This window comes from Nitrososphaerales archaeon, from assembly GCA_032906765.1.
Classification (GTDB): domain Archaea; phylum Thermoproteota; class Nitrososphaeria; order Nitrososphaerales; family Gagatemarchaeaceae; genus DASPPF01.
In genome coordinates this window covers 117,135-130,738 of sequence record JAJTZB010000005.1, presented here as the reverse complement: position 1 = coordinate 130,738, position 13,604 = coordinate 117,135, and the positions used below count along the sequence as shown (strand labels likewise).

11 protein-coding genes are annotated in these 13,604 nt (G+C 57.6%); 7 read left to right on the top strand and 4 right to left on the bottom strand.

All coding sequences use genetic code 11. The annotated features are described in order from the left end of the window. Positions 1 to 4: 4 nt before the first annotated feature. A complete protein-coding gene (gcvPA, locus tag LYZ69_06910; protein MDV3278179.1) occupies positions 5 to 1,384 on the bottom strand; it encodes an aminomethyl-transferring glycine dehydrogenase subunit GcvPA in 1,380 nt (459 codons plus the stop codon). Between the two features lie 64 nt (positions 1,385 to 1,448). Between gcvPA and LYZ69_06905 the strand changes: the two genes are divergently transcribed. Together LYZ69_06905 and trxB are read left to right on the top strand one after the other, a co-directional pair. Then, positions 1,449 to 3,116: a hypothetical protein gene (locus tag LYZ69_06905; GenBank protein ID MDV3278178.1), complete on the top strand. Its 1,668-nt coding sequence runs from the start codon at positions 1,449 to 1,451 to the stop codon at positions 3,114 to 3,116. Between the two features lie 63 nt (positions 3,117 to 3,179). After that, positions 3,180 to 4,127, top strand: a complete 948-nt coding sequence (gene trxB / locus LYZ69_06900) for a thioredoxin-disulfide reductase (GenBank protein MDV3278177.1) — start codon at positions 3,180 to 3,182, stop codon at positions 4,125 to 4,127. Here trxB and amrS read toward each other — a convergent pair. Beyond that, complete coding sequence (gene amrS, locus LYZ69_06895) at positions 4,120 to 5,211, bottom strand: AmmeMemoRadiSam system radical SAM enzyme (GenBank protein ID MDV3278176.1); 1,092 nt, start codon at positions 5,209 to 5,211, stop codon at positions 4,120 to 4,122. The two genes, trxB and amrS, sit on opposite strands and share 8 nt — an antisense overlap. A gap of 224 nt (positions 5,212 to 5,435) precedes the next feature. Here amrS and LYZ69_06890 point away from each other — a divergent pair, with 224 nt between their 5' ends. Further along, a complete protein-coding gene (locus LYZ69_06890) occupies positions 5,436 to 6,215 on the top strand; it encodes a ZIP family metal transporter (GenBank protein MDV3278175.1) in 780 nt (259 codons plus the stop codon). A 5-nt stretch (positions 6,216 to 6,220) separates the two neighbouring features. On the opposite strand, the gene LYZ69_06885 is transcribed toward LYZ69_06890, so the two are convergent. Then, positions 6,221 to 7,483, bottom strand: coding sequence for an alkaline phosphatase family protein (locus LYZ69_06885; GenBank protein ID MDV3278174.1), 1,263 nt, complete (start codon positions 7,481 to 7,483; stop codon positions 6,221 to 6,223). 551 nt (positions 7,484 to 8,034) lie between these two features. Between LYZ69_06885 and LYZ69_06880 the strand changes: the two genes are divergently transcribed. The 4 genes from LYZ69_06880 to hydA all read left to right on the top strand — a co-directional run bounded on the left by LYZ69_06880 (position 8,035) and on the right by hydA (position 12,128). After that, positions 8,035 to 8,313, top strand: coding sequence for a hypothetical protein (locus tag LYZ69_06880; protein MDV3278173.1), 279 nt, complete (start codon positions 8,035 to 8,037; stop codon positions 8,311 to 8,313). Positions 8,314 to 8,475: 162 nt separating this feature from the next. Beyond that, on the top strand, positions 8,476 to 8,988 hold the full coding sequence (locus LYZ69_06875) for a hypothetical protein (protein MDV3278172.1): 513 nt from the start codon (positions 8,476 to 8,478) through the stop codon (positions 8,986 to 8,988). A 367-nt stretch (positions 8,989 to 9,355) separates the two neighbouring features. Continuing rightward, entirely contained in the window at positions 9,356 to 10,738 is a 1,383-nt protein-coding gene (locus tag LYZ69_06870) for an amidohydrolase (protein ID MDV3278171.1), read from the top strand. A gap of 13 nt (positions 10,739 to 10,751) precedes the next feature. Next, positions 10,752 to 12,128: a dihydropyrimidinase gene (gene hydA, locus LYZ69_06865; GenBank protein MDV3278170.1), complete on the top strand. Its 1,377-nt coding sequence runs from the start codon at positions 10,752 to 10,754 to the stop codon at positions 12,126 to 12,128. Between the two features lie 50 nt (positions 12,129 to 12,178). On the opposite strand, the gene LYZ69_06860 is transcribed toward hydA, so the two are convergent. After that, on the bottom strand, positions 12,179 to 13,582 hold the full coding sequence (locus tag LYZ69_06860; GenBank protein ID MDV3278169.1) for an amidohydrolase family protein: 1,404 nt from the start codon (positions 13,580 to 13,582) through the stop codon (positions 12,179 to 12,181). Positions 13,583 to 13,604 lie beyond the last annotated feature (22 nt).

Genomic DNA, 13,604 nt, shown 5'->3' with positions numbered 1-13,604 from the left:
AGGGCTAGATCGCCTCCTCCAGCGAATCTGCGAGTCTCTCGATGTCTTCGGAGGTGTGGACCTCTGTGACGCAGAAGAGCGCGGCCCTGCTTCCGAGACCGAACCCTCGCTCCAGAGGGTAGCCGCCGAGAACTCCTCTTCTCGCGAGTCTGCGGTAGACGCCTTCGGCAGTGCCCCGCGGGTACTCTACTGCGAACTCCTTGAAGAAGGGGCCACGGAAGAGAGGCGACTTCAACCCACGGATTCTGGAGAGCCTCTTTGCGGCATAGTGGGAGTTGGAGATTACCGATTCGCCGAGCTGGCGGAAGCCGCTCCTGCCCAGGAGAGCGAGGTAGCTGGCAGCGGCAACGGTCATCAAGGCCTGGTTCGTGCAGATATTCGAGGTCGCGGCTTCCCTTCTGATGTGCTGCTCCCTCGTCTGGAGAACCATCGCGAAGGCCTTCTGCGAGGGGTCGGCAACTGAGGTTGTAATCCCGATCAGGCGGCCTGGCATGTTCCTGGCCAGCCTCATCTCCCTGACAGCCAGTATCCCCAGATGAGGGCCGCCGTAGTTCATTGGTATTCCGAGCGGCTGCCCCTCTCCGACGACTACGTCCGCCCCGTAGCTTCCGGGTTCTCTGACGAGTGAGAGGGATATGGGGTCGACCCCGACAATTGCCAGTCCCCCATGCTCGTGGACGGCAGAGATGACCTCGTCGGATCCCTCCTCAATCACACCGAGGTAGTTCGGGTTCTCGAAGTACAGGGCTGCGACGTCGTTCGAGAGTTTTCTCTTCAGGTCTTCGAGTTCAATCGCCCCAGTCGCACGGTCGAAGGTCACCGGCTCCACCTTCATCCCGAGCGGTTCGATGTAGGAGTTCATCACCGCAATTCTTCTTGGACCTGCGTTCGCCCCGACCAGGACTGTGTTCCTTCCGGTAACCCTCACGGCCATCCTGACCGCCTCGCCGACTGCAGACGCCCAGTCGTACATGGAGCTGTTGCACGCCTCCATCCCCAACAGGTCGCACATCAGGCTCTGGTACTCGAAGAGGGATTGCAGCATCCCCTGGCTGACCTCTGCCTGGTAGGGTGTGTAGCTCGTGTAGAACTCCTGCCTCGATGTGATCGATTCCACGACGGCGGGCACGTAGTGGGGCCAGACCCCCCCTCCAAGGAAGCAGAGCGCCCTAGGCGGCGTTGCGTTCGCGGATAGCTTGTTCTGGATGTCCCTCCTCACCGTGTACTCCGATTCCCCATCTGGTATCCTCAAGGGCCTGCGGAGGCGAACGCCGACCGGTATGTCGGAGAACAGTTCGTCGATGGCCTTGGCGCCGATTCGTCTCAACATCTCCTCCACGAGCGCCTCATCTAGGTTGGGGAGGAGAGGATGATGCCCTGACAAGATTGTGTCCAGTTCGGAGCGAATAAACGCTTAAAATAAGAACGTAGCGGCATCGGGCACTCCATTGAAAAGGCTAGTTTGCGCAGCCCTGCTGCTCCTCGCGGTGGCTGCTTTTGTGCCGGCGCTGTCTTCACACGCGCAGGGCGCTCCTCTCGTGAGCGTGAATAGCCAGTATGTTGTCAACAGGTACGGATATGCCATCATAAACGAGACAATCAAGCTGACTAACAACGAGTCGACCCCGCTGCAGATACCCGACTTTCAGCTCGGCTTCGGCAACCTGTCCTCTTCGATAATGAGCTACAATGTGACGGGCACCGGCTACTCGGTGAGTCAGTCTTCCGGGGCCCAAGGCCAGCTCTACGCTGTGAGCGGGGGAGGGCAGCAGATTCCCGCAGGTGCCAGCAGCACCGTCTCGTTCAAGGCCCTGACTGATAGCATAGTCTCGAGGACAAAGAACGGGACGCTCGGGCTGGATGTCCCGACGAGGCCCTACATCGGGTTGACAGCGAACTCGTTGAAGCTCCTGATCAAGATGCCAGCGTCGACCCAGTTCAAGGCGGCGCCTCCGGGATACAAGGAGTCGTTCACAGGCACGAACGTGACATACTACAAGACTCTGGCCAATGCCTCACCCCAGCCGCCGCTTACAGGCGTCTTGCTCATCCAGCAGTACACGCAGCAGGACTTCTTCCCGTTGGAGGTGTACTCGGCGGATAGGCTGATCACGATATCTGCCAACGGCAACCCAGTCGTCCAGGACTCGATTTCGTTCAAGAACATGGGCACGACGCGGATGACGACGCTATTTGTCGATCCGCTCACCTCGCCCAACGCCCAGATTGTTGTGCTGGCGTCCGCATCGCCGCCGCTCCTCAATCCAGCGACATTGAGCTTGAGCAACAGAGGGATTTACCTGGCGGGGTCGGCGGTAGGCCTCACGGTGGACGCCGGGGCCAACCTCACGATCACCTACCAGTACCCGCTTGCGCAGAAGTACTACAACGTCACGGGAGGAGTGGTCAACCTAGCGATTCCGACGGCGCCGCCGATAGCTGCATACGTCAACTCGTATACGGTCAAGATGTCACTGCCGCCTGGTGTGACTGCAGTTAGCGGGTCGCAGCAGACGCTAAGCAATGTCGCTCCGTTCCAGCAAGGGACTGCCAGGTTTTCATACGGCCTCTCGGTCGGCTGGGGGTTGAACGTAGGCGTCCCGATAGCGTCGTTCATCTTCGTGCTCGTCTTGATTGGTCTGTTCGCCGCTAGGACGACCGGGATGGGGACAGAGGAAGAGGAGGAGGCGGAGACTGCGACTGAGAGTACTTCCGACATGGTCAAGGCGTTCGAGGAGAAGACGAGCCTGATCAACGGCCTGTTCGAAGAGATTCCCACAGTCGACCCCAACGACCTGAACAAGGCATACTTCGACGAGCTCAGGGGCAGGCTGGACACGTTCAGGAGCAGGGCGCTCCAGAGGCTCAATGAAATGAAGCAAAAGTCAACCACCCAGAAGTTCTTCGACCTGCTGGGCCAGATACACGAGACCGAGAGGGAGGTGGACAGGGCGGCGAAGGACATGCTGAACCTGTACGAGCAGTTCTACACCAGGAGGATGAGGAAGGAGGTCTTCGACAGGCTGCTCCCGAACTACAAGAGGAGGCTGGAGAAGGCGCTCAACCAGCTCTCGGACGAGCTGAACGTCGCCCAGAGAGAAGCAAAGACCCTGTAGGCTCGGATTCGGCGTCTGCCGGCACCAAATTTATGAGGGGGCGGCGGGTATTTCGAAGGGAAGATGGACAAAGCAGTCAGGAAGTTGGTGATTATAGGGTCAGGGCCCGCAGGTCTAACAGCCGCCATCTACGGCGCGAGGGCGGACCTTGAGCCTCTCGTCTTCATGGGGACGAAGTACGGAGGCCAGCTCATGATTACGAGCGACGTCGAGAACTTCCCTGGTTTCCCCGACCCTGTGCTCGGCCCAGACCTGATGGAGAGGATGAAGTCGCAGGCGGAGAGGCTGGGAGCAGAACTTGTGCAGCAGGACGTCGTCAAGGTCAACTTCAAGGTGAACCCGTTCGAGGTCCACACTCCGGACGGAATGGTGAGGGCACTCTCGGTGATAGTCGCGACTGGCGCCAACCCGAGGAGGCTGAACCTGCAGTCGGAGATGAGACTGATGGGCAAGGGCGTCTCGAACTGCGCGGTCTGCGACGGTTTCTTCTTCAGAGGGAAGAAGGTGGCGGTCGTGGGTGGAGGGGACACCGCCATGGAGGAGGCGACCTTCCTCACAAAGTTCGCGAGCTCGGTCCAGGTGATACACAGGAGGAAGGAGCTGAGAGCGAGCGCTGCGCTGCAGAAGGAGGCGTTCGCCAACCCGAAGATCAGCTTCATCTGGGATTCCGCTGTGGAAGAGGTGCTGGGAGACGGGAGGGTTCGGGGTGTTAGGCTGAAGAACCTGGCCACCGGCAAGGAGAGCGAGTTGCAGGTGGACGGCCTCTTCGTGTCAATCGGATACGACCCGAACACGGAGATCTTCAGAGGGCAGCTCGAGCTGGATGAGAAAGGCTACCCCAGGGTGAGGAACGAAACGGAATCGAGCGTGCCAGGAGTCTTCGTGGCCGGCGACGTACGCGACTTCCGGTACAGGCAGGCCGTGACCGCTGCCGCGGACGGGTGCAAGGCTCTACTGGATGCGGAGAGGTTCGTCAAAGCGAAGCTGCACACTGTGAAGGCGGTCAGCTGACTACCGGGATGAACCTGTCATCATCGTAGGATTTGCTCAGCGGTCCGACTAAAGGCGTCTGCTGACCACAGAATCTGCACTTGTTCTGTCCGTCAAGGTTGTACTCGAGGATCTCGTATCCGAAGCGCTTGACCAGGACCGCTTTGCAACCCGGGCAGTAGGTGCTCTCTGCGGGGTGGCCTGGGACGTTGCCCACGTAGACGTAGTTCAGGCCGGCCCTCTGCCCCACCGCGTAGTGCTTCTCGAGCGTCTCCACCGGCGTTGACGGGAACTCCATCATCTTGTAGTCTGGGTGGAACCGAAGGAAGTGAACTGGCGTGTCCGGTCCAAGGTTGTCGTAGACCCACTTGCACATCTTCGCTGCGGCCTCGAGCGAGTCGCCGACCGTTGGCACGATCAGGTCGGTGATCTCGATGTGGACCCTGGTCTTCCGCTTGATGTCCAGCAGCGTGCGGAAGATCGGGCCTGCGTCAGGGATTCCGATGTACTTCCTCACGAACTCCCTCTCGCCGCTGCCCTTGAAGTCGACCGTGATGCAGTCCAAGAAGGAGTCCATCATCGCGACGGTCTCCGGGGTGTCGTAGCCGTTGGAGACGAAGATGTTGAAGAGGCCCTTCGACCTTGCTATCTCGCCCACGTCCCTGGCGTACTCCATGAAAATCGTCGGCTGGTTGTAGGTGTACGCCAGACCTTCGCAGCCGTATGACAAGGCCATGGAGACTACCTCCTGGGGAGAAGCATCTGTGCCCTCAACCCTCCTGCGCTGGCTGATGTCAGCGTTCTGACAGTAACGACACAGCCAACTACAGCCCGTGGTCGCGATTGAGAAGACCTTCGAGCCCGGTCTGTAGTGGACGACGGGCTTCTTCTCGATTGGGTCGATGTGGCCCGCGATGATCTTGCCGTAAACCAGGAGGTACAGCTTCCCGCTCACCACACCCCTGACTCCGCAGAGCCCGACCTGCCCCTCGCCTATCTGGCAGAGCCTGGCGCAGGCCGTGCACTGGACCCTGCCGTTCGGCAGAGCCCTGTAGAGCTCAGCCAGTCTTCCCGACGGCTCGGTCAGTCTCTGTGGAAGAGACATTGTTTGGAAAAAGAGCCGCTGTCTCCCTTAAGCGTTTGTCGGATACCGAGTCAATGAGCGAGTCGGCCGGCACTCAGCAGTTGGCTCAGGCGTCGTTTCGTCTCCCCAAGCTCGTAGATGAAATACCTCTGGGTGGTGGAGGGTAGGCGAGCGCATCTGTCAGGCCAAACGTATATAACATATGTTATTAGCGGGCGGAAAAAGAGTAAAGTTTGTTCAACCTAGTGGAGCTTATTCTCCTTGGCGCAGTGGCTGGCTTCACCATCTTCTTCGGCCTTCCAGTTGCACTGCTGGGCGCGAGCGATAGGCTGAAGGGATTCCTGAACGCGCTGGCGGTCGGGATTCTCGTCTTTCTGATAGTCGACGTACTCGCGCACGCGTGGAATTCGACGACTGCTGTCGTGGTCTCGGCGTTCCTCGGGCAGGGCTCGCCAGCAACCGCTGCGGTGGACCTCCTCGCGATGTTCGGGGGCCTGACCGTGGGCCTTGGTAGCTTGGTGATCTACGAGAGAAGGTACCTCGGTCACGCTGCGCCCGCGGCTGGAGTAGAAGGGAGCAAGCTCGCGACTATGATCGCGCTCGGGATAGGGGCGCACAACCTCAGCGAGGGTCTCGCGATAGGTCAGTCGTACGCATCAGGAGCTATCGCACTTGCCATAGTCCTGGTTGTCGGATTCGGCGCGCACAACGCGACGGAGGGGTTCGGCATAACCGCGCCCCTGGCGGGTCTGAACCCGAGGCCGAAGTTTTCGTTCCTCGTCAAGGTGCTGCTGATAGGAGGGAGCCCGACCTTCTTTGGGACGATCCTTGGCAGCCTGTTCTACTCGCCCGTGGCGTACATACTCTTCCTGTCGCTGGCTGGAGGCGCTCTCGTCTACGTGACGATGACGATGTTCAGCACCGGCAGGCGGAGAAGCGGCAACGACCTCATGATGGCCGGGGTCTTCATCGGCCTCTGCGCAGGGTTCCTCACCGACCTGATTGTCAGCCTCGGCGGAGCCTAGCCCGGTCAGCCCTGGAGGTCGGACAGTCGGCCGACTGCCAGCGGCACCGTCATCTCGTCCTTTGAGAGTCCGCCATGATGGCCGAGCAGCTCGAGTTCGTAGCCGCGCTCGCCTCTGTACCAGATTGTTCGCCTCCCGTGCGGGAGGACGAGGATGTTCCCGACCCGGTCTCTGAACTTCCTCGAAGGCCTGTTCAGGCCGAACAACCCTGCTCGAATTGCGTCTTCCGTTCTCAGGACGGTCGCTTTCCCAGCGAGCCTTCTTCTCAAGAGCTCAAGCATCTCCTCTTTCCTGTCTTCCTCGACGTACAGGAAGATGTCCCGCGCGTTGCCTGCAGGCGTAATCGGTCCTCCCAACTCAGTCTTGCGGAAGCTCCTCACGAGGCTCCTGTACATGTTGAGGTAGAGCGTTTTGTCAGGGTTGACGTTGATCTGGCCATGGTCTGCTGTGACGATTAGGAGCGTCCTCCTTGCAGCGCTCCGACTCAGCTTCTCGACAAACCCTCTCTGGAGCACGAAAGAGATTGACGAAGCTTCCAGCTCGGACTCGTCGGTGTTCGGCCCGTAATGGTGCTCGACGGTGTCGACGCGGCTCCAGTAGACGTAGAAGAATGATGGGCCTCTTGCTGACTCGACCGTTCTGCGGAGGCTGGCAGTCATGTCGGACGAGCCGAAGTAGGGGACCATCCTGCTCGCCCCGTGAACCAGTTTCGTGTAAGTGGTGTCCACGAGCGACCCGTTTGTGAACGAGTATGTCGCCACGCCCGCGTCCCTCAGCTTCTTGAAGACGGTAGTGCCGTCGAAGAGTGCGCGGGGCCTCATGTGGCCCCTGAGAGTCTCTCTACCATAGTCTCGAATGAAGCTGAACGGCAGCGTCGCGACGACCGAGTCGACCTCCCTCAGGTAGACGAACCACTCGGGAAGTGCGTGCTCCTGCGGCGTCAGGCCGGTGGCGAGTGTGGTGAGCGCAGCGGCGGTGGTAGAGGGGAAGACTGTGGTGATGGGTCTGACGCTGCCTTTCGAGGAGATGCTCTTGACGAGGCCAACGCACTTCTGCCTTTGCCACTCGTTCATTCCGAACCCGTCAGCAACGAGCAGGACGACGTTGTCGACTCTAGAGAGGTCGATGCCTCCGAGAAGGTTTGAAGACAGCTTGGGACCCGAGGGTTTGACTCCTAGCAAATCCATCATTGTGGCTGGAATCTCCGAGATGCAGCCAGAACCGTACCTCGGCGTCACTGAGCCAGGAGGGAGCTTGAGGGCGGGCAACCCATCGCGCAGTGACTTGATGCGATATCTGTGTTTCGTAATCGATGGGAGCGCACGCCCGGCACCTCGAAGGTAGCAGGCCCGTGGGGCTCGTCTCTGTATAGGCAGGGAGGCGCGATTCCGTGCTGCACGTGTAATTCCACAATCTTGTCATTTGAAGAGCGAAGTACTTCGTGCCTTTGTTGCGAAGCCCCCTCGAAATCGGGGCCCCCGGACCAAGTGCGCCCTGACGTCATCATGTCGATCGGGGTGTATCTGGCACCTGCTGAATTGGGTACCCAGTTGAAGGTTTGCGCTATGCCTGCATTACCTCGAGACTGGTGGGAAGGACCCCTACTTCCTAGCCAAGGCAGCGGAGTAAGAGCAAGGATTGGTTGACCGGCAGCCCGGAACCACCGGTATCTCCTTGTCTCCGATGCAAGCCTGACCCATAATCACAGAGGCAATAGCGAATGCTTAAATCGCAATTTCCGCTTGCCGAGTCTGAGAACCAAGGTTTTCGAATTGATGATGGAAGAGCTGTGGAACTCCTTGGATTTGGAGGCAATTCTTTGCCGGAAAAGCTAATTGTCATTGCCCTTGGAGGGAACGCGCTCCTTCAGAGAGGGCAGAAGGGGACATTCGATGACCAATATGGTAACGTGGTGACAACTGCTGCGAAGATTGCTGATCTTATCGAGCGCGGGTACGACATTGTGCTCACGCACGGCAATGGCCCCCAGGTTGGGGCCACGCTTCTGAGGCATGAGGCCGCGAAGGGCATCGTTCCGCCTCTTCCCCTTGACGCTTGTGGGGCTGAAACACAGGGCTTCATCGGCTACATGATTTAACAAGCCCTAAGGAACGAGCTGAAGTCCCGCGGGCTAGAAAAATATGTTGTAACCGTAATAACAAGGGTCACAGTTGACGAGCACGACCCGGCGTTCAAACACCCAACCAAGCCCATTGGCCCGTTCTATACCAAGCTAGAAGCGGACCAGCTGAGTCAACGTATGCCAGGCTTGACAATCAAAGAAGATGCCGGACGCGGATACAGGAGGGTCGTTCCCTCGCCAGATCCAAAGATTATCGCTGAAAGGTCTGCCATACGCACGCTCGTCGATGCCGGTTTTGTGGTCGTCTCGACCGGCGGTGGGGGAATTCCCATCATCGAAGAGGGCACTCGCGCGAGTGGGGTTGAAGCCGTTATCGACAAGGACCTAGCGGGCCAACGCCTAGCGACGCTAATCGGCGCGAACATCTTCGTAATGCTAACGGACGTCGAAGGTGCCTACACAAACTTTGGGACGTCGAAACAAGAATTGGTCAAGGAGGTGACCTCGGGGAGGCTGCAAAACTACTTGGATGAAGGCCAGTTCAAGGAGGGAAGCATGGCGCCGAAGGTGCAAGCGGCCATAAGGTTCGTTGAAAGCGGCGGAGAGCGTGCGATAATAGCCGACCTTGGCAAGCTAGTTGAGGCCCTAGAGGGCAAGGCGGGAACGCACGTAGTCGGTCCAAGGGCTTGATTTGTTCCCCGGCGTTTGATTCCTACCGTATCTTCTCTCTTTGGCCGCGTTCCAAGAGGCACTCGGAGGATTGAGGAGGCACTAGACGCGCACTCTGTTCCTATCTTATTTGTGAACACATCTGGCTCTGTCGCATCTGCGTGGATCCAGTCCTGTTGATTGGAATGGATGTCAAAGGAGCCAGGCTGCGCACAATTGCCGACAGATGACGTTGTGTTTCGATGGTTAGAAACTGAGGATCCCTTTCGCCAGTCCCGAGATTTCTGGCTCTGGCTCGACGCAAATCCTTAAGACTGTTATGAAAGCCGAATACGATATGGTGAGCTCGTAATCACGAGCACCTCGGTGGCGGTGGGAGGTTAGTGAGATGCCGACGAATTCGGATTCTATCCTGATCGAAGACGGAATCATTGTCACCATGGACTCTCGGTTGAGGGTCATCCAGGGAGGTTCAGTCTTGGTAGAGGATGGAAGAATCGTCGAGGTGGGCGAATCTGGCTCCATCCGCAGGAGGCACAAGACAGATCTGCGAATCTCGGCGAGGGGGATGGTCGTAATACCAGGACTAATCGACACGCATGTTCACCTAGCTCAGGGACTGCTGAGAGGCTGCGCCGACGACCTTTCACTGATTGACTGGCTCAGGAAGAGGGTTTGGCCTCTCCAAGGAAACTTCACTGAAGCAGACGGGAAGGTAAGCGCGGAGCTTTCGATGCTCGAGATGCTGAAGAGTGGGACGACGTCCTTCGTGGGGGTCGATGTCGTGTCGAGGTACGGTTTCGACGGCATTGCAAGGTCGGTCGCCCGGGCAGGCATGAGAGGGGCACTTGCCAAGACCGTAATGGACAGCCCGGGATATGGCACGAAGCGCAGCATAATGCCGCCGGGGCTTGTAGAGGAAAAGGATGCGTGCATCAGGGAAGCGAAGTCAATGATCCAGAAGTGGAATGGGATCAGAGACGGTTTGGTCAAGGTCTGGGTCGCGCCTAGGTCGCTGGGAGGATGCAGCAAGGAGCTATACATCCAGGTGGCTGGGCTGGCCCGAGACTACGACACAAGTGTAACGATGCACCTCGCCGAGGTAAGGGAGGATGTGGTGTACGCGAAGGAGAACTTCGGGATGACGCCATTCGAGTTCATCGATAGCGTGGGCTTGGCTGGTCCCCGTTCGTTGTTCGCCCATATGGTCTGGCTCGACGACTCGGACATCAGACTGGTGGCAAGAACCAAATCGAATGTTGCGCACTGCCCTTCCTCCAATCTCAAGCTTGCCTCGGGGATACCGAAGGTGTCCGAAATGATCGAGACAGGGGTCAACGTTGGGCTCGGATGCGATGGTGCTCCCTGTAACAACTCGTACGACATGATACGAGAGATGAAACTGGCAGCCATCATCCAGAAGGTTAGGCTGCTCGACCCACGGATAATGCCTGCGACAAAGGTCCTGGAGATGGCCACGATGAACGGGGCGCGGGCGATTGGGATGCAAAAAGAGGTCGGTTCGATTGAGGTCGGAAAGAGGGCCGACCTAGTCATCATAGATTTGCAGAAACCACACCTCGTTCCCTACAGGGATATAGTGTCGAACATAGTCTACTCTGCCATGGGGAGCGACGTGGACACGGTGCTGATCGACGGGAGGGTTGTGCTCAGCGAGGGAAAGGCACTGACGCTCGATGAAGAGAAGATCATGAAAGAGGCTGAGCGGCACCAAGAAGGGCTCATCGCGAGGTCGGGCATCAAAGTATAGGTCGTCTCGATTCATGGATTTCGTGGTCAAGAACGCTAGAATCGTAACATCTTCAGACACGTTTGAATCGAACATAGGAATTGAGAACGGGAAGATCGCCGCGCTCTCGACGCACTTGGAAGCAGGCGGGGCTAAGACCTTTGATGCGAGGGGAAAGATCGTAGTTCCCGGCGGGATAGATGCGCACACTCACATGGAGTTGCCCGTCATGGAAACCGCGTCGGCAGACGACTTCTACACGGGCACAGTGGCAGCAGCATGCGGAGGCATCACCAGCATAATCGATTACGTGGATCCGAAGTCAGGCCAATCGATCCTCGACGCTCTCGCTGAATACAGGCGAAAGGCAGACCAAAAGGTTGCGACAGACTATGGCCTTCACATGGTGTTCAAGGGACAGAACCTTGCCGATATCGACCAGATACCGAAGGTCGTGGAACGAGGCGTCCCAAGTTTCAAGCTCTTCATGACCTACAGGACGAGGGGTCTGATGCTTGATGACGTTGATTGTTACAAGGTCATGAAGAAGGTGGCGGGTGCCGGAGGACTTGTCGCTGTTCATGCCGAAAGTAACGGGATAATAGAAAACCTCGTGGAAGCCAACTTGTCAGCTGGCAAGACCGAAGCAAAGTATCACGCCCTGAGCAGACCCGCAATCGCCGAGGCCGAGGCAGTTTCGAGAGCCGCACGTTTGGCCCAAACTGCAGGAGCACCACTGTGCGTGGTCCATCTCTCTAGCAGGGCGGGAATGGAGGCCGTAGAACTGGCACGAACGAACGGAGCCAACGTCTTTGCCGAAACCTGCCCACACTACCTCGTCCTGACAGATCAAGTCTACGAGCGAGCCGACGGTCGAAACTTCGTGATGTCTCCTGCTTTGAAAACTGCAGAAGACTGTGCTAGTCTGTGGCAGGGCTTGAGGGCCGGAGGCGGAGTAGAAACAGTCGGCAGTGACCACTGTCCGTTCACAAGCGCTCAGAAGGACCTGGGAATAGGGGATTTCACGAAGATCCCGAGCGGCGTCCCCGGTACTGAAACGATAATACCGATACTCTACTCAGAGGGAGTAAGGAAAGGACGGATTTCAATCTTTGATATGGTAAGGGTTAGTTCGCAGGCCCCAGCCAGACGTTTTGGTCTGTACCCCTCAAAGGGCTCGATTATGGTTGGATCAGACGCGGATTTTGTCATAATCGATCCTAACAAGAAGGCCAGGCTAACCGCCGATGTTCTTCACTCGAAGATTGACTACAGCATCTACGACCACATGACCACCGAGGGCTACCCAATCCTAACCGTAAGCAGAGGAGAGACAATCATGGAGAACGGTGATTTTGTCGGGAAGAGAGGGCTCGGTAAGTTCATTCCGAGAAAGGCTGCCGGCCAGTAAAGTCATTGCCACCTAGGTCGATGAGACAGTTCATTCCGACGATGGCAAGATCATTCCTGTTGCTTTGCCCCTTCTTCAGCCGTCCGCCGTCCTCCCGGTCGCAAAGGCTCAACGGCTTCGTGCGGCGAGGCTCCGAGCCTGCGCCACATCCCCTCCATCGTCCTTAGAACTTGTTTTTCTGCCTTCTCGACGTCAATCTTCACCATCCTTCTTTCCCTCATGACTATTTCACCATCGACGACGACGTCTCTGACGTCCGAGCCTCCTAGTCCGTTCACCACGTAACCGTACATAGAGCCTGTATATGGCGTGGCCGTGAAAGACGGGCGTATGACGATGATGTCAGCCCGCTTGCCTCGCGCGATCGATCCGATTGAGGTAAGCCCGTACGCTTTTGCAGCGTTGACGGTGCACATCTCCACAACCTCTTGAGGAGACGGCCTGTTAGGATTCCTCCTTGCAACTCTTTGCAGGAGGAAAGCCGCACGCATGTTCTCAAACATGTCGAAGACATATCCATCATTTCCCAAGCCCACGTTGATTCCGTGATCGATCATCTCTAGGAGAGGCATAACCCCCACGGCGTTGAGCATGTTGCTCATTGGGTTATGGGCTACGCTCGTCGAGGCCTTGCTAATCAGCTCAATTTCTCGCTCGTTGAGGTGAACGCAATGCGCCAGCACCGCCCTTGAAGAAAGCAGACCCGTATCATGCAATCTTTCCACGGTCCTCTTTCCGTATCGCTCCATGTTATGGTAGGCATCGTTGGGTCCTTCCGAGACGTGTATCGTTAGGGGTACGTGGTATTTTGCGCTTGCCTCAGCTCCCTGCATGATGAGCTCATCTGAAACGGTAAACGATGCGTGGAGGCTTATCATCCCCGACGCTCTTCCTTTGTTCTTCTTGCCGATGAAGCGAAGGTTTTCCTGCAGGCCCCTTTTCCCCTCGTCCGCGCTTCTTCTTTCGGTTGCCTCAAAGGAGATAATCCCGCGGATACCCACCTCGTTCACGGCCCTTGCGATGTGGTCAAGGGAACCAGCGATCTCGTTGGGGGCGGAGTAGGTATCCGCATAGCACGTCGTGCCATTCATCAGGGATTCAATGCTCGCAGCCAGCGTCGTTGCATAGGCATCTGCGTTGGTCAGCTTTTCATCTACGGGCCACCAAATCCTTTGGAGAATCTGCAAGAAGTCTGAGGGCGACTTTACATCAAGTGCAGACCCTCTGAGAGCTATCCCGTACAAATGAGTGTGAGCACAGATTAGCCCAGGCATCACCACGCTTCCTTTGGCGTCTATCACTTCGTCAGCGCCAAAGCCCTCGGACACTTTGTCCGTGGGGCCGACCTCGACTATGTTCCCGTCTTCGATGGCGACCGCAGCGTCGTGCATGACCCTCCTCTTCTCGTCCATCGTTAGGACTGTACCGCCTTTGACTAGGAGTTTCTTGGGCAACGAGCATTCCTCTCCCAGTCGT

Coding starts and splice junctions, on each gene's coding strand:
- trxB (MDV3278177.1), top strand. CDS start 3,180: ATGGACAAAGCAGTCAGGAAGTTGGTGATTATAGGGTCAGGGCCCGCA.
- hydA (MDV3278170.1), top strand. CDS start 10,752: ATGGATTTCGTGGTCAAGAACGCTAGAATCGTAACATCTTCAGACACG.
- amrS (MDV3278176.1), bottom strand. CDS start 5,211: ATGTCTCTTCCACAGAGACTGACCGAGCCGTCGGGAAGACTGGCTGAG.
- LYZ69_06875 (MDV3278172.1), top strand. CDS start 8,476: ATGCCAGGCTTGACAATCAAAGAAGATGCCGGACGCGGATACAGGAGG.
- LYZ69_06870 (MDV3278171.1), top strand. CDS start 9,356: ATGCCGACGAATTCGGATTCTATCCTGATCGAAGACGGAATCATTGTC.